Below are 16,037 nucleotides of genomic sequence, written 5' to 3'. Positions count from 1 at the left end.
CGAAGGGAGGCGGCGCGACGGACGCAACGGCAACCCGCGCGGCCGGGCCGCCCTGTCGCGCCACACGGAGGTCCGGATGAAAACGAATCGACTTCATCGGCCAGCGGTGATCGTGCTGGCCGCGACCGTCGGCGCCTCCATCGCCGTACTCGCCCATGCGCAGGCGTTACCCGCTTCGTCGGCCCAGGTCGCGCCAGGCGTCATCCGCCCCGGCACGACGCCCGACGAGGCCGGCATGACCCAGCGGCCGACCGGTATCGATGTCGAATTCATCGACAAGGCCGGCATGATCGGCAAGGTGGCGCGGCAGGCCGGCCAGCTCGCGCTCGACCGCTCGTCGAACCCCAACGTGAAGGCGTTCGCCCGCCGGATGGTCGACGATCATGGACGGCTCGCCGGCGAATTGCGGGAGCTTGGCGCGACCAAGGGCGTACCGGTTCAGTCGCGGATGCTCGTCGATCCGGCCGTGACCGCGTTGCGAACCAAGGAAGGGCATGCGTTCGATACGGCCTATGTCGCGCTGGCGGGCCCGCGCGCGCATGAAGAAGCGATCAGGCTCTACGAAACAGAGGCGCGGAACGGCCGCGATCCGCAGCTTCGCGCGTTCGCGGCCCACGCGTTGCCGACGCTGAAGGCGCACCTGGCCGCCGCCCGGCAACTCGCGCAGACGGTGGCGGCCGCACACTGAGCGCCGATTGCGCTACCGCTTGCCGCCGTCAGGGCTTTCAGGGGCGTCGGGGCCGCCCGGCGACGCCTCATGCGGCGGAGCATCCAGCGCCGTTTCACCTTCCTCGATCAGCCAGTACGGCGAACTGCCATAGTACGCATGCAGCGCCTCGGCCCATTCTGGATCGGCCATGGCGGGCCAGCGCTTCCGGTCGAAGCCGGGGGCTTCGCGCACGCGTTCGGTGGCGACGGGCAACACGAAGCAGCGGCGCTCGACGTCGAGCACGAGCACGTTCCACGGCACCGCGAGCAGCTTGTCGCCGCTCCCGGGCGGGTTGCCCGCCGACACGACCGCATACGCGATCCGGCCGGAGCGCACGTCGAGCATGATGTCGGCGACCTGGCCGATGTCGTCGCCGTCCATCGTCAGCACGCGATCGCCTTCGAGCGTGCGGGCGGCCATCACGTCGGGCCCCGGCCCGCCGCCGGCCGTGCGGCGGTTGCCGCCGACGATGCGCGTGTCGTCACGCGACGGTCTGTCCGTTGTCATCGAACACCTCCTGGTCGAAGCGGCACCCGGGCGCCGGTCAGCGCCGGCGCGGCAGTGACACGTCCTCGAGCGTATTGGCCAGCTCGTCGCGCTCGGGGCCGCCGGCGCGCGTCGCGATGTCGCCGAGCGACACGATGCCGACCAGCCGCCGGTTGCGGTCGAGCACCGGCATTCGATGCAACTGCACGTCGGCCATCCGCTGCTGGACGTCGCCGACACCGTCGTCCTCGACGCACCACTGCACGGGTTGGGACGCGACCGCCTGCACGGGCGTATCGGACGAATGGCCGTGCGACAGTCCGCGCACCGCGAGGTCGCGGTCGGTCACGATCGCGACGAGTTCGGCGCCGTCGCAAACGGGCAGCACGCCGATATCGAAGCGCTGCATCAGTTCGGCCGCGTGGCGAATCGTGTCGGTCGGCGCGACGCACACCACGTCGCGCGACATGATCTCGGTGACGCGATACATGAACGTCTCCTTCGTGAGCAAGACTATCGGGGAGCAGATGGCGTGCCGCGCACGGGCCGCACACGCCGGGCCTGGGGCCAGCGCAAGCCCGCCACTAGCGTGAACGGGCCGCGCCGGCCAGGCGACGGAGAAATTTGCCAGCCCGCTTGTACATCTTCCACGGCGACAGCCGCGAGCGGGCGGGGCAGGACCTCAGTGGCCGATGCCCGTCATCGCGACGATCGCGAGCACCACCGCGCTTTCGATCGCCGCCAGCGCGGCAACGCCGGCGGCGCCGCTGATTTCATGCCATCTACGTTCAAGGCGTTTCATCAGATCAACTCCAGATTGCTCCGGCACGCGGCTGCGCCGCCGCGCAGCGCGGGCCGGTTGCCGCCGTCAGCCGTGATCGCGGGGCGGTGAAGGGACGTCCGGCGAGCGGCGTTCGTGCTTGCCGGATGGCTTGGCAGGATCGATACGGGTCGCGCCGCCCACGGCGGGCGGGTCGCTGGCCGGAAACGTCTCCTCGAGGCCCTCGTCGATGCGTTCCTCCGTCTTGTCTTTGGACGGCGGACGCGACGTGGCGAGCCAGAGCAGTCCGGCAGCCGGTGACACGGCGTCGTGGCGGCCGGGGGCGTGAACGGTCATGGTCGAACCTCCTTGGTCATGGATAGAGGCGCAAGCGCCATGCCTGCGCGGGCCGTCGGCACGACGGTTGCGCGTTGGCGAAACCGCACGCTGCGCAGTCACGCGCGCCGTCGGCGTGGTTGAGAGGACATCGTGATGAATGCATCCAGGGAAAGAATACGTTACGACGCGAACGTATGCGGCGGCGATTTCGCCCACCTGCGCGAGCGTTTCGACACGTGGAAGCGCGAGTCGCGGGTCTATCGGCCCGAGCGGCGCATGTTCGACGGCAAGGACGAGGTACGCGAACTGAACGACACCGTCTACGACGGCCCCGAGCGCGCGCAGCGGGCGCTCGTCGCGGAATGCACGCCGTCCGACCGGTTCGCGCTCGCGGCCCGGCTGACCGCAGAAGGCCGCACGATGTGGCTGGTGATGGCGGCCTACGACGACTGAGCGCACGACAGCGTCCGACCGGAGCGGGCAACCGGGCGCGCGGGAGCGGGCACGCCGCTTGCGCGCGATGCCGGCGCCATCGAGATGCGCGCGCCGTCGCGCAGGAGAGACATGAAGACGCCATCCATGCACCGCCCCGAGCCGACGACGCCCGATGTCGACCCGGACCCGCCGCCGCCCGGGCACGACGATCCCGTCGATCCGCCCGTGCCAGACGGGCTGCCGCAGGGCGACCCGCCGTCGCACCCGCCACCGATCCGGATGCCGGGAGGCGGTGCATCACAACCGTCCGCGCGAACACTCAAAAAAGGAGGATCCTCATGGACATTCACGTGCAATCGCCAGACAAGCGCGCGATCGCTCAGGTGCTGGGCCGCTACTTCGAATCGCGCTCGTTGCGCTATCACATCGAGGAATTGCCGGGCGGCGTGCTGCAGATCGGCTTTCGCGCCAGCGGCCGCCCGGTCGCCGTCACCGTGTCGTTCGACGATGCCGCGTACGACACCTACACGCACTGGGATGCGAGCCAGAAGCAGCTCGCGCTCGGTCGGCTCGCCGACGGCTTCTCGCGGATGATGTCGACGCGCAGCCCGGCCGCGCTGGCCGGCGACTATCACGTCGAGCGATTCTGATTCCACTCCGCTTCACCGGACTGTCCCGCGTACGGCAAAGTGCCCGCACGCAGCGGGCGCTTTGCGTCCGCGCGTGGGTCGCGTAGGATGTCCGTTAATTCAGCGCACGCTACGTTCGCGCCGCAGGCTGCCAGCCGCTGCAGCCGAAGAGGCGCAATGCGCTTCTTTAATTCAGGTTCGTTTCGCGCCACCGACGGGGACCTTGATGACTGTTGCTCGCCCTTTGTTGTCACCCGGCGTACGCCGGTTCGTTTCCGGGGTGTCGGCCTGCGCGGCGCTCGCCGCTGCCGGCGCCCGCGACGCGTCGGCCCAGACGCCTTCACCGCTCGGCGAGTGGCAATACTCGGCGGGCGTGCCGCTCCAGAAGCTGTACGAGCCGAACATCTCCACCTGGGATATCAGCATGGGCGCCGCGATGACGCTGCAGCCACGCTATGCGGGCTCTGACCGCTATCGCGTGATGGGCGGCCCGACGATCGATATCCGCTATCGCGACCTGTTCTTCCTGTCGACCGGCGAAGGGCTCGGCGCGAACGTGCTGCGCGGGCCGAACTGGCGCGTGAGCCTGTCCGTCGGTTACGACCTCGGGCGCCGCTCGGCCGACGACCTCCAGCACCTGAACGGCCTCGACAACATCAACGCGGCACCGGTGATGAAACTGGCGGCCGATTACGTGATCTCGAAGGAGTTTCCGCTCGTACTGCGCGCGGATATCCGGCGCAGCATCGGCGGCTCGAATGGTTGGGTCGGCGATTTCTCCGCGTACATGCCGATGCCCGGCAGCAACGAGCATTTCTTCTGGTTCGCGGGGCCGACCGTGTCGTTCGCCGATTCGCGCTACATGAACAGCTGGTTCGGCGTGAGCCAGGGCGCCGCCGCGCGCTCGGGGCTGCCGGCCTATTCATCGGGGGCCGGGCTCAAGTCGGTCGGTGCGGGCGTGACGATGGCCTGGTTCGTGAACAAGCACTGGTTCGTCACGATCGACGGCGCGCTCGAGCAGCTCGTCGGCCGCGCCGCGCACAGCCCGATCACGCAGCAGAAGACCAACGGCGTGTTCGACATGTCGGTGAATTACCAGTTCTGAGTGGGGCCGGGGAGCCGATCGCCGACGGGGCGTGCGGCAGTTGCCGTCACATTTGATATGATTCCGACCTGTACAAATGTACAGTGATCGATCCCCGTGACGCCTGCATCGCCGACGCCCCCGGCGTTTTACTACCTGACCAATTTCGAACGCGCGCTGGCCTGGCTCGGCGCGCGTTACGACGACCTGTTCGACGCACACGAGCACGCGTTCGTCCGGCAGTTCGCGACGCTGCCGCAGGCGTCGCGCGCGCTGCTCGTGCGGATGCTGATGCGCAACGGGTCCGACTTCCGCGCCAGCAAGCTCGTCTACGACGAAATCGGCTGCACGCTCGACGCGGTCGCGCCGCTCGTCGCACTCGGCTGGGTCGATCCGGCGCCTGCGCTGACGCTCGACGAACTGTTCGCGCTGTCGACCAAGGCCGATCTGCTGCGCATCTTCCCGGCACTCGCCGCGCATGCCGGCGAGCGCAAGCCCGAATGGCTCGAACGGCTGCGGCCCGCGCACGACGTCGCGCAACCGCTCGACGCGTGGTGCGTGCAGGCCGGCGACCGCGTGCTGCGCGTGACGGTCGGCGCGCTGTGCGACCGGCTGCGCCTGATGTTCTTCGGCAATCTCCATCAGGACTGGAGCGAGTTCGTGCTCGCCGATCTCGGCGTGTTCCAGTACGAAAGCGTGCCGATCGCGCCGTCGTCGCGTGCGTTCCAGCAGCGCGGCGACGTCGATGCGTATCTCGCGCTGCAGACGTGTCGCGACGCGCTCGACGCGTGGCCCGACGATCTGCCGTTCGACGACCTGATGCGCGCCATCGACGCGGTCGGCTGCGCCCAGCCGTGGCTCGCGACGCGTCGCGCGAAGCTGATGTTCGCGCTCGGGCAGACGTGTGAGCGCCGGGCCGACTGGGACGGCGCGCTCGACGCGTATGCACGCAGCGCATGGCCCGGCAGCCGCCATCGGCGCATCCGCGTGCTCGAACGCTGCGGGCGTGACGGCGAGGCGCTCGCGCTGGCGCTCGATGCGCGCTGCAGCTTCGAGAGCGACGAGGAGCGCCAGCGTGTCGAGCGCATGCTGCCGCGCCTGCAGCGCCGGCTCGGCCAGCGTGTCGAACGTGCCGCTGCCGCCGCAGACGTGCCGCGCGCGACGCTCGTGATCGCGCGTCCCGATGCGTTCGTCAGTGTCGAGTTCGCCGTGCGCGACCATCTTGCGCAGCCGGCTTCGCCGGTCCATTACGTCGAAAATACGCTGATCAATTCGCTGTTCGGGCTGCTGTGCTGGGAGCCCGTGTTCGCCGCGGTGCCCGGTGCGTTCTTCCACCCGTTCCAGCGCGGCCCGGCCGATCTGCACGCACCCGATTTCCTCGCGCGTCGTGCGGAAGCGTTCGCCGCGTGCTTTGCGCAGCTCGATTCGGGTGCGTATCGCGACACGATCCGCCGGCATTTCGCGACGAAGACCGGGCTGCAATCGCCGTTCGTGTTCTGGGGCGTGCTGACGGACGCGTTGCTCGACGAGGCGCTCGCATGCCTGCCGCCCGAACACCTGAGGCTGTGGTTCACGCGCCTGCTCGCGGATATCCGCAGCAACCGCTCGGGGCTGCCCGATCTCGTCCGCTTCTGGCCCGGCGAGCGCCGCTACGAGCTGATCGAGGTGAAAGGCCCCGGCGACCGCCTGCAGGACAACCAGACGCGCTGGCTCGCGTACTGCGTCGCGCACGGCATGCCGGTGCGCGTGATCGATGTCGAGTGGGCCGGTGAGGGCGTCGCGCACGCCGAAGCGGCGGGGCTGTCCGCATGAGCTACGTCGTCGCGGTGCGGGCGATGTGCGAGTTCACCGCGCGACGCGGCGACCTCGACCTGCGCTTCACGCCCGCACCGACCGCGCTCGAAGGCATCGCCGGCCACGGCGCGGTCACGTCGAATCGCGGCGCCCGCTACGAAACCGAGATCGCGCTGACCGGCACCTGGGGCACGCTCACCGTGCGCGGCCGCGCGGACGGCTACGACCCGGTGGCGAACCGTCTCGAGGAAATCAAGACTTATCGCGGCAGCCTCGATGCGATGCCCGACAACCACCGCGCGCTGCACTGGGCGCAGGCAAAGGTCTACGCGCACCTGATGTGCGACGCGCGCAGCCTCCCGGAAATCGACGTCGCGCTCGTATATTTCGACATCGTGTCCGAGCGCGAGACGGTGCTGACGCAAACGCTGGGCGCGGCCGAGCTTGCGACGTTCTTTGCCGAGCAGTGCGCATGCTTCGTCGGCTGGGCCGAGCGCGAGACGGCCCATCGGGCGGCGCGCGATGCGGCGCTGCGCGCGCTGGCGTTTCCGCACGGCCAGTTCCGCAGCGGCCAGCGCGAGCTGGCGGTGGCCGTCTATCGCGCGGCACGCGACGAGCGGTGCCTGATGGCGCAGGCGCCGACCGGCATCGGCAAGACGCTCGGCACCGTGTTTCCGCTGCTGAAGGCCTGCGGCGAGGGCGAGCTCGATCATGTGTACTTCCTGACCGCGAAGACACCCGGCCGCGCGCTCGCACTCGAGGCGGCGACGACGCTCGGCGCCGGCACGCCCGTGCTGCCGCTGCGCGTGCTGGAACTCGTCGCGCGCGACAAGGCGTGCGAGCATCCGGACAGCGCATGCCACGGCGAATCGTGTCCGCTCGCGAAAGGCTTCTACGACCGGCTGCCGGCCGCGCGCGATGCGGCCATCGAGGCCGGGCTGCTCGACCGCGACACGGTGCGCGCGGCCGCGCTCGCGCACGACGTCTGCCCGTACTACCTGTCGCAGGAGCTCGCGCGCTGGTCCGACATGGTGATCGGCGACTACAACTACTACTACGACGGCAGCGCGATGCTGCACACGCTCGCGCAGCAGAACCAGTGGCGCGTCGGCGTGCTCGTCGACGAAGCGCACAACCTGCTCGATCGCGCGAGGAAGATGTACAGCGCATCGCTCGACCCGTTCGCGTTCGCGGCGGCGCGCGAGGTTGCGCCCGCGGCACTGCGCAAGGCGTTCGACCGGCTCGCCCGCGCCTGGGGCTCGGTCAGTCGCGCGCAGGCCGAGCGCTATGCCGCGTATCCGGAGATTCCGGGCCCGATCGTGTCGGCCGTGCAGAACCTCATTGCGGCAATCGGTGAACACCTGGCCGACGCGCCGCGCGCGAACGGCGATGCACTGCTGCGGTTTCATTTCGAGGCGATCCAGTTCGGCGTGCTGGCCGAAGCGTTCGACAGCGCGTCGATCTTCGACGCGACGCTGCACGGCGAACCGATGCCGCGCCAGCCGGCGCTGGACGGCGTGGCGTCGGCCGGCCGCCGGCGCCGCGTCCAGTCGACGCTGTGCGTGCGCAACGTGATTCCGGCCGGCTTTCTCGCGCCGCGCTACGAAGCCGCGTGCGCGACCGTGCTGTTCTCGGGCACGCTGAGCCCGTTTCATTTCTATCGCGACACGCTCGGGTTGCCCGGCGACACGGGCTGGCTCGACGTCGACGGGCCGTTCCGCGCCGAGCAACTGACGGTGCGCGTCGCGAGCCACGTGTCGACGCGCTGGCGCGACCGCGACCGTTCGCTCGAACCGATCGCCGACCTGATCGCCGCGCAATACGCGACACGGCCCGGCAACTACCTCGGCTTCCTGAGCAGCTTCGACTACCTGGGGCGCGTGGTCGCGCTGATGCAGACGCGGCATCCGGACGTGCCCGTCTGGGCGCAGGCGCCCGGCATGGCGGAAAGCGAGCGCGACGCCTTTCTCGCCCGCTTCGACGCAGGCGGGCGCGGCGTCGGCTTCGCGGTGCTGGGCGGCGCGTTCTCGGAAGGCGTGGACCTGGTCGGCGAGCGGCTGATCGGCGCGTTCATCGCGACGCTCGGGTTGCCGCAGGTCAACGACGTCAACGAGCAGATGCGGCGTGCGATGGACGCGCGCTTCGGCAACGGCTACGACTACATGTACCTGTACCCGGGCTTGCAGAAAGTCGTGCAGGCGGCAGGGCGCGTGATCCGCACCGAGCACGACGAAGGCGTCGTGCACCTGATCGACGACCGTTACCGGCGGCGCGAAGTGCGCGATCTGCTGCCGCGGTGGTGGCGGATCGGGTGACGGTGACGATGACGCTGCGCGGCCCGTTCCGGCGCACGGCTTCCCCGTCTCCGCGCCTCGCTACAGCACGTTGAGCATCGCGAGCGCGGCTTCCTGCAGATGCGGCAGGACGCGCCGCACGGCCGCGTCGGTCGTCTCCGCGCCGATCGGCATGTTCGTGCTCAGCGCGGCGACCACTTCACCATGACGGTTCTTCAGCGGCACCGCGATTCCGCGCACGCCGACCTGCAATTGCTGTTCGATCGCCGCGAAACCGGCGTCGCGTGCCTGGTCGACCTGTTCGAGCAGGCGCGCCTTGTTGGTGATCGTGTGCGGCGTGAACGGCGGCAGTTCGGTGTCGTCGAGCCACGCGCGCACGGCTTCGCGATCCGGATGATGGGCGAGCAGCACGACGCCGGGCGACGTCAGCGGCGCCGGCACGCGCGCGCCGAGCACGAAGCCGGTCGTCATCACGCGCGACACGCCGTTGCGCGCGATGAACACGAGTTCCCAGTCGTCGAGCACGCTCACGTACGCCGACTCGTTCAGCGACGCGCTCAATTGCTGCAGATAGGGCTGGACCGTGCGCGGCAGGCGGGCCGAATCGAAGTACGACCAGCCGACCCGCAGCACGCGCGGCGTGAGACCGTACAGCTTGCCGTCGGTGTACACGTAGCCGAGTGATTCGAGCGTCAGCAGGTAGCGCCGCGCGGCCGTGCGCGTGAGGCCGGTGCGCGCGGCGGCCTGGGTGGGCGTCATGCGCGCATGCTGGCTGTCGAATGCCTCGAGGATCGCCAGGCCTTTTTCGAGGCCGGCAATCCAGTCGCGTCGGTCGAGTTCGGGCTTTTTCATCGTCGTGATCAGGCGTCGGAATGCGCGGTCATCGCGCGTGAATGGGCGATTATCGCGCAGTTCTGATCTCCACGACGCTTGATCAGGGCTCGTTTCATTCGACGGTGGATGCGTGCTCCAGGCCCGGAACATGACCGTCGACGACAATCGGCACCACGCCGAACTATTGGGCCAGCCTGACTTGCGCAACCTGTGTGGAAGACATGCCGCAGGCTTTGCCGCTGTTCCGCAGCATCGCAGGCACGATTACGCTGGCGAAGCCGCGCTAGAATCGGCGCCTCGACTGGAACAGAACAATGACAATTCGCGAATCCGTATTGGCCGTGCTCGTCGCGGCCGTGCCGCTGCTTGCCGCGGCGAATCCTTCGTCCGGAACACTCCTCCCGAAGCCGACCGCCGACATCCGCGCGTGGCCGCGCATGACGTCACCGAAATTCGGCTGCTAAGTCGAAACGTCCTTCGGCTACCGTGACAAGCGCTTCAATTGCGCGCTGAAGCAGTACCGGAACACCGGCGACGCGTGCAAGAACACGAAGGCCTACTACGAGGGCCCGGCGTTCCCCGACCGGCTCGCGGCCAGCGTGCATCCGCTCGCGACGAAGGTCGATCTCGACTGGGAGCAAGGCAGGCTGCAGATGGTCACCGTCACGCTGAAGGGGACGTGGAACGAAGCGGACGTGCGCAAGGCGTTCGGGCTGCCGCGCGCGGAAGGAAGCAAGCTGACCGAAGCGGAGTTGCGCTCGGAGCCGGGCAACCTGATGGACACGAGCGTCCAGTACCCGTCGTCTCCACTCGATGAAAGCCTGGCGAAACGCCCGAGCAACCCCGCGCGCGGCACGACGGCCGTGATGCTTTACGGGTTCGACCACATGGGCGGCGGCGATGTCGATTGCGGAGGAGGCGAGTAACGCGGGAAGGCGCGGCCGGCGCGGGTGCCGGCCGGGTGGGGAGGATGGTACGGCTGTTCGCAGCGCTTGCGCCGTACCGTCAGGGCTTTACTCGCTGCTCGTCCACTCGACGTTCGCGCCGACCGAGCGCAGGTTTTCGACGAAGTGCGGGTGAGCACGGCGAATCGGCAGCGCGTTCATGATTTCCGAACGGCCTTCGATGCTCGCGGCCACCATCAGCAGCGCGATCGCGACACGGATGATGTACGGGCTCTCGACGCGCGCCGGCGTCAGTTGCAGCCCGCCGAACGTGATCAGCCGGTGCGGATCGGACAGCAGCACGTGCGCGCCGAACTTCGACAGTTCGCCGGACCAGCCGAGCGCGCCGTCGTACACCTTGTTCCAGAACATCGCGCTGCCTTCCGCACGCACGCCGAGCGCGATGAAGATCGGCAGCAGGTCGACCGGCAGGTACGGCCACGGCGCGGCTTCGACCTTGGTGAGGATGTTCTGCGTGAACGGCCGGCGCACGCGCAGCGGGCCGTCGCGCTCCGCGCGCGACCAGCCGTCGCGGTGCGTGACGTTGACGCCGAACTTCGCGAACGTGCGGTCGATCAGCGGGAAATGTTCGGGCGACGAGTTGCGCACCGTGATGTCGCCGCCGGTGATCGCGCCGAGCGCGAGGAACGTCGCGATCTCGTGGAAATCCTCGGCGAAGCGGAATTCGCCGCCGCCGAGCTTGCGGCCGCCCGTCACGCACAGCCGCGACGTGCCGATGCCCTCGATCGCGACGCCGATCATCGCGAGGAACTGGCAGAACTCCTGCACGTGCGGCTCGGACGCGGCGTTCATCAGCGTCGACGTGCCGTTCGCGGCCGTCGCGCACAGCGCGAAGTTCTCGGTGGTCGTGACCGACGCGTAGTCGAGCCAGTGGTCGTTGGCCGTCAGCGGGCCGTCGGTGCGGACGATCAGCGAATCGGGCGTGCGCTCGATGTGCGCGCCGAAGCGCTCGAACACCTCGACGTGCGGATCGATCTCGCGCACGCCGAGCGTGCAGCCCTTCACGTCGTTCTCGAGGCGCGCGACGCCGAAGCGCGCGAGCAGCGGCGGGATCAGCATGATCGACGAGCGCATCGCTTCCGGCAGCCGGTGGACGGCCGGATCGAATTTCGTGTTGCGATGGTGGAGTTCGAGCAGGCCCGTCGTGAAGTCGACCGACACGTCGCTGCCGAGCGTGCGGAAGATGTCGAGGATCTTGCGCACGTCGGTGATGTCCGGCACGCCGACGAGGCGCAGCGGCTGATCGGTCAACAGGGTGGCGCACAGAATCGGCAGGACGGCGTTCTTGTTCGCGGACGGCTTGATGTCCCCGCGCAGCGGAGTGCCGCCGTGGACGATGAGATTCGACATGATATGGGGGCGTATCGGTGACTGACGTAGGCCCATATGATGCCATTGGTCGGCGGGCGGCGTGGCATGTTCAGCGGGGAAAAGGGCGAATCGACGCGTGTAACTGACAGTGTTTGACGTCGTGCGCTCGAACGCGAGGCCGTGGCGCCGTTGCAGGTCATCGTCGAGCCACGCGGGATGGCCGGCCGCGCATCGGGCCGGCCATCCGGTCAGGTTGTTACTGCGCCGCCCGCATCCGCGCGGCGACCACCAGCGAGATCAGGCAGCCCACCGCGAGATAACCAGCGACGAGGTGCCACGAGCCGCCGGCCATGCTGACGAGGCCGACCGCGATGAACGGCGTGAACCCGCCGCCGACCACGCTCGCGAACTGGTAGCCGACGCCCGCGCCGCTATAGCGGTATTCGGCGCCGAACAGCTCGGTGAACAGCGGCTGCTGGACGCTCACGACCATGTCGTGCGCGGCATTCGCGAGCAGGATCGAGAAGATCACGATCCACGCGATCGAGCGCGCTTCCAGCGCGACGAAGAACGGCACCGCGGACGCCAGGCCGATCAGCGCGCCGATCAGGTAGATGCGGCGCAGGCCGTAGCGGTCGGCCAGCCACGCGAAGCACGGAATCGTCACACAGCTCACCGCGCCCACCAGCAAGCCGATGTTCAGGAACAGGTCGCGCGACATGCCGAGGTTCGTCGTCGAATAGCTGAGCGCGAACGCGGTGACGATATACATCGTGAACAGTTCAGCGAGGCGCAGCGCGATGATCAGCAGGAATGCCTTCGGATGGCGCGTGAGCGCTTCCAGCACCGGCAGGCGCAGCTTGCGGTTGCCGTGTTCGACCTTCTCGACGAACTCCTGCGATTCGTCCATGTTCTTGCGCACCCACAGCCCGATCAGCACGAGCACGATGCTGAACACGAACGGCAGGCGCCAGCCCCACGACTTGAATGCGGCCTCGCCGAGCGTGTGGCTCAGGATCGACACGATGCCCGTGGCCAGCACGAGGCCGACGCCGTAGCCGACCTGCACGCCGCTGCTGTAGAACGCCTTCTTCTGCTTCGGCGCGCTTTCGACGGCCATCAGCGCCGCGCCGCCCCATTCGCCGCCGACCGCGAAACCCTGGATCGCGCGCATCAGCACCAGCAGCACGGGCGCCCACCAGCCGATCGTCGAGAACGCCGGCAGCAGGCCGATCGCGACCGTCGACAGCCCCATCAGCATCACGGTCAGCACCAGCATCCGCTTGCGGCCGAGCCGGTCGCCGTAGTGGCCGAACACGACGCCGCCGAGCGGCCGGAACAGGAAGCCGACGCCGAAGGTCGCGAACGCCGCGAGCGTGCCCATCGTCGGGCTGACTTTCGGGAAGAACTCGGAATTGAATACCAGCGCGGCGACGATCCCGTACAGCAGGAAGTCGTACCAGTCGACGACGGCGCCGACGAAGCTGCCGATCGCGGCCTTGCGGGCCTGGCTGCGCGCGCGGGCGCCGGCTGCGGCGTCGAGGGTGTCGAAGGTTGGGGTCATGGCGATGTCTCCTGGCACGGCGCATCGTGGAATCGTGGCGGCGCCGCGTCCGATGCTGCATTGAAGTCGATGAGTGAACGGAGAATAGGGCGCGCGCCGCATGGCGGCAATTGGCCAATCGGACAGAGTGCGCGATTATCGTTCAAATCCGTGCGATTATCGAACGCTTTCCGGGTTTGCACTAGGCCGCGTGACGATATCCCGTTTGGCCAGGGTGTGCCGCCGTGAACGAACTGGTTAAAATTGGCAGCATTGAAAACTCGCCCGTTCGGGGCGGACGCGCGGTCGCCACCCTGGCCGCGCATCCCGCACGCAACGAGCGCCATCCCCATCGACGCATGCCCCCGGAGACTGGAATGCCCGGCACTTCCCACCCCCTGTCCAGCGATACGCCGCCCGTTGCCGATCCGGTTGCCAATCCGCTCGGGATGGCCGGCCTCGAGTTCGTCGAATTCGCGGCGCCCGTGCCGGAAGCGCTTGCGCAGCGCTTCGAGCAGCTCGGCTTCAAGGCGATCGCGCGGCACGTCAGCAAGAACGTCACGCTGTACCGGCAAGGGCAGATGCACTTCCTGATCAACGCCGAGCCCGATTCGTTCGCCGCGCGCTACGCGGAGGAATACGGGATGGGCGTCTGCGCGATCGGGCTGCGCGTGGCCAGCGCCCGGCGCGCGTTCGAGCGGGCGATCGAGCTCGGCGCGTGGGCGTTCGAGGGCGAGAAGGTCGGCGTCGGCGAGCTGAAGATTCCGGCGATCCAGGGCATCGGCGATTCGCACCTCTATTTCGTCGACCGCTGGCGCGGGCGTGACGGCCAGCGCGGCGGCGTCGGCGATATTTCGATCTTCGACATCGATTTCCGGCCGATCGACATCGCAACCGCACATACCGATCTCGACTGCGTGGGTGTTGGGCTGCAGCAGGTCGATCATTTCACGCAGACCGTCGGCGCGGGGCGCATGCAGGAGTGGCTGGATTTCTACCACGACCTGCTGCATTTTCGCGAGATCCACGAAATCGATGCGCACTGGCATGTGTCCGAGGAATCGCGCGTGATGGTGTCGCCGTGCGGCGCGGTGCGGATTCCGGTCTATGAGGAAGGCACGCGGCGCACCGAGCTGATGCATGCGTACCTGCCCGACCACCCCGGTGAAGGCGTGCAGCACGTCGCGCTGGCCACCGACGACATCCTGTCCTGCGTCGATGCGCTGCGGGCGAACGGCGTCGAATTCGTCGAGCCGCCGGCCCGCTATTACGACGAGGTCGACGCACGGCTGCCGGGGCACGGCGTCGACCTCGACGCGCTGCGCCGCCGCGCGGTGCTGGTCGACGGCGAGATCGGCAGCGACGGCGTGCCGCGCCTGTTCTTCCAGACCTTCGTCAAGCGCCGGCCCGGCGAGATCTTCTTCGAAATCGTGCAGCGCAAGGGGCACCACGGGTTCGGGGAAGGGAATCTCGCCGCACTCGCCCGCGCGCGCGACGCCGGCTGAGCGGCCGCGGCGCCCGCATCAGGCATCGGGTGTCGGGCATCACGCGTTACACGTCAAACCTCAGATGCCGGCGGCCGGCACGCGGTTCGGCGCGGGGTCGTTCGGCTCGCGCAGCACGCACGCGGTGCCGCCCGGCGTGTACATCGACACGACACAACGGTTGCACGACGTGCAGCCCGACTGCGCGAGCCGGCCGTCGCGCAGCCCGTTGACGAAATCCGGCTCGAACACGAGCGCGCGTGCGAGCGCCACCGCGTCGAACCCTTCGCGCATCGCCCGCTCGACGTTCTCGCGCGAACGTACGCCGCCGAGGTAAGCGAGCGGCATCCTGACGGCCGCGCGCACCTTCCTCGAGTGTTCGAGGAAATACATCTCCCGAAACGCGCCCATCTTCGGCTCGGTGAGCTTCTGCAACGCCATTGCCGCGCGCACGATCGCGTTGTCGGCATTCGCGCGCGCCTCGCCGGGCAACGGGCTGCCGAACAGCTGCCACACCGATTCGACGTTCATCCCGCCGCTGAGCACGAGCAGGTGCGCGCCTTCGGCTTCGAGCCGCCGCGCGACTTCGCAAGCGTCGTCGGCGGTTCCGCCGCCGCGCACGCCTTCGGTCACGCCGATCTTGCAGACGACGGCGAGGTCGCGGCCCACCGCATCGAGCACGCGGCGCAGCACCTCGACCGGGAACGCGGCACGCCGCGCCGCGTCGCCGCCATACGCGTCGCGGCGGCGGTTGTACAGCGGCGACAGGAACTGGCTGAGCAGATAGCCGTGCCCCATGTGGATCTCGACTGCATCGAAGCCGGCGTCGCGCGCATGGCGTGCGGCCTGCGCGAATTCGTCGGCGATGGTCGACATCTGGTCGTGCGTCATCGCCTGCTTCAGGAAGCGGCCGCTCATCACGCCGACCTTGTTGAAGCCGCCCGACGCGCTCAATGGCCGCTTGGTCGACAGCGACGGCAGGAACGTGAAGCAGCCGCCATGCGTGATCTGCGCGGATGCGGCGGCACCGTGGCGATGGACGGCGTCGGTCAACGCGCGGAACTGGCGGACCGTCGGCGCGTCGAGCCGCGCCTGGTCGACGAATGTGCGGCCGTCGTCGCTGATCGCGCAGTACGCGACGGTCGTCAGCGCGGCGCCGCCTTCGGCGATGCGTTCGTGAAAACGGACGAGCGCGCGCGACGGCACACCGTTCGGCGTCATGCCCTCGTTGGTCGCGGACTTGATCAGGCGGTTGCGCAGCGTCAGCGGGCCGATCTGCAGCGGGTTGAACGCGAGGGACAATTCGGTGGGTTCCATGTCGGGGAGACGTCGGGAATGGGTTCGACGGTCATTGTGCGCAACCCGCGCCG

16 protein-coding genes are annotated in these 16,037 nt (G+C 68.7%); 9 read left to right on the top strand and 7 right to left on the bottom strand.

The window, feature by feature from the left end; all coding sequences use genetic code 11:
- Window positions 1-76 precede the first annotated feature (76 nt).
- Window positions 77-688, top strand: coding sequence for a DUF4142 domain-containing protein (locus CFB45_RS22900; RefSeq protein ID WP_089429100.1), 612 nt, complete (start codon window positions 77-79; stop codon window positions 686-688).
- 12 nt (window positions 689-700) lie between these two features.
- On the opposite strand, the gene CFB45_RS22895 is transcribed toward CFB45_RS22900, so the two are convergent.
- The 3 genes from CFB45_RS22895 to CFB45_RS22885 form a co-directional block, all read right to left on the bottom strand.
- Window positions 701-1,216 carry a PRC-barrel domain-containing protein gene (locus tag CFB45_RS22895; protein ID WP_089427510.1) on the bottom strand — a complete coding sequence of 172 codons (516 nt, stop codon included), beginning with the start codon at window positions 1,214-1,216 and terminating at the stop codon, window positions 701-703.
- Window positions 1,217-1,253: 37 nt separating this feature from the next.
- Window positions 1,254-1,685, bottom strand: a complete 432-nt coding sequence (locus tag CFB45_RS22890) for a CBS domain-containing protein (protein WP_089429099.1) — start codon at window positions 1,683-1,685, stop codon at window positions 1,254-1,256.
- 378 nt (window positions 1,686-2,063) lie between these two features.
- Entirely contained in the window at window positions 2,064-2,312 is a 249-nt protein-coding gene (locus CFB45_RS22885; protein WP_089427509.1) for a hypothetical protein, read from the bottom strand.
- Between the two features lie 135 nt (window positions 2,313-2,447).
- On the opposite strand from CFB45_RS22885, the gene CFB45_RS22880 reads away from it, so the two are divergent.
- The 5 genes from CFB45_RS22880 to CFB45_RS22860 all read left to right on the top strand — a co-directional run bounded on the left by CFB45_RS22880 (window position 2,448) and on the right by CFB45_RS22860 (window position 8,551).
- The gene (locus CFB45_RS22880; RefSeq protein ID WP_089427508.1) at window positions 2,448-2,747 is read left to right on the top strand and encodes a hypothetical protein; all 300 of its coding nucleotides are present in this window, start codon (window positions 2,448-2,450) and stop codon (window positions 2,745-2,747) included.
- Between the two features lie 320 nt (window positions 2,748-3,067).
- Entirely contained in the window at window positions 3,068-3,379 is a 312-nt protein-coding gene (locus tag CFB45_RS22875) for a hypothetical protein (RefSeq protein WP_041492268.1), read from the top strand.
- 205 nt (window positions 3,380-3,584) lie between these two features.
- A complete protein-coding gene (locus CFB45_RS22870; protein ID WP_089427507.1) occupies window positions 3,585-4,463 on the top strand; it encodes a MipA/OmpV family protein in 879 nt (292 codons plus the stop codon).
- A gap of 96 nt (window positions 4,464-4,559) precedes the next feature.
- Window positions 4,560-6,254, top strand: coding sequence for a VRR-NUC domain-containing protein (locus tag CFB45_RS22865; RefSeq protein WP_089427506.1), 1,695 nt, complete (start codon window positions 4,560-4,562; stop codon window positions 6,252-6,254).
- Window positions 6,251-8,551 (top strand): ATP-dependent DNA helicase, encoded by a 2,301-nt coding sequence (locus CFB45_RS22860; RefSeq protein ID WP_089427505.1) that lies wholly within the window; start codon window positions 6,251-6,253, stop codon window positions 8,549-8,551. The genes CFB45_RS22865 and CFB45_RS22860 overlap by 4 nt, the downstream gene beginning before the upstream one ends.
- Window positions 8,552-8,611: 60 nt before the next feature.
- Here CFB45_RS22860 and CFB45_RS22855 read toward each other — a convergent pair whose 3' ends face one another.
- A complete protein-coding gene (locus CFB45_RS22855) occupies window positions 8,612-9,382 on the bottom strand; it encodes an IclR family transcriptional regulator domain-containing protein (RefSeq protein WP_089427504.1) in 771 nt (256 codons plus the stop codon).
- Window positions 9,383-9,678: 296 nt separating this feature from the next.
- Here CFB45_RS22855 and CFB45_RS39545 point away from each other — a divergent pair, with 296 nt between their 5' ends.
- Together CFB45_RS39545 and CFB45_RS39540 are read left to right on the top strand one after the other, a co-directional pair.
- Entirely contained in the window at window positions 9,679-9,828 is a 150-nt protein-coding gene (locus tag CFB45_RS39545; RefSeq protein WP_256978313.1) for a hypothetical protein, read from the top strand.
- 135 nt (window positions 9,829-9,963) lie between these two features.
- On the top strand, window positions 9,964-10,290 hold the full coding sequence (locus CFB45_RS39540; protein WP_256978310.1) for a hypothetical protein: 327 nt from the start codon (window positions 9,964-9,966) through the stop codon (window positions 10,288-10,290).
- Window positions 10,291-10,377: 87 nt separating this feature from the next.
- Here the strand turns inward: CFB45_RS39540 and CFB45_RS22845 are convergent, their stop codons facing one another.
- Window positions 10,378-11,679 (bottom strand): UDP-N-acetylglucosamine 1-carboxyvinyltransferase, encoded by a 1,302-nt coding sequence (locus tag CFB45_RS22845; protein ID WP_089427503.1) that lies wholly within the window; start codon window positions 11,677-11,679, stop codon window positions 10,378-10,380.
- A 217-nt stretch (window positions 11,680-11,896) separates the two neighbouring features.
- Window positions 11,897-13,204, bottom strand: a complete 1,308-nt coding sequence (gene shiA, locus CFB45_RS22840) for a shikimate transporter (protein WP_089427502.1) — start codon at window positions 13,202-13,204, stop codon at window positions 11,897-11,899.
- A gap of 356 nt (window positions 13,205-13,560) precedes the next feature.
- Here shiA and CFB45_RS22830 point away from each other — a divergent pair, with 356 nt between their 5' ends.
- Window positions 13,561-14,688, top strand: a complete 1,128-nt coding sequence (locus tag CFB45_RS22830; protein ID WP_089427501.1) for a 4-hydroxyphenylpyruvate dioxygenase family protein — start codon at window positions 13,561-13,563, stop codon at window positions 14,686-14,688.
- A 60-nt stretch (window positions 14,689-14,748) separates the two neighbouring features.
- Here CFB45_RS22830 and CFB45_RS22825 read toward each other — a convergent pair whose 3' ends face one another.
- Window positions 14,749-15,984 (bottom strand): NADH:flavin oxidoreductase, encoded by a 1,236-nt coding sequence (locus CFB45_RS22825; RefSeq protein WP_089427500.1) that lies wholly within the window; start codon window positions 15,982-15,984, stop codon window positions 14,749-14,751.
- Window positions 15,985-16,037 lie beyond the last annotated feature (53 nt).

Origin of the sequence: Burkholderia sp. HI2500 (genome assembly GCF_002223055.1) — a bacterium.
Taxonomy (GTDB): domain Bacteria; phylum Pseudomonadota; class Gammaproteobacteria; order Burkholderiales; family Burkholderiaceae; genus Burkholderia.
Note: the sequence above shows the minus strand (reverse complement) of the source record. Positions and strands in the feature narration are given on the sequence as shown.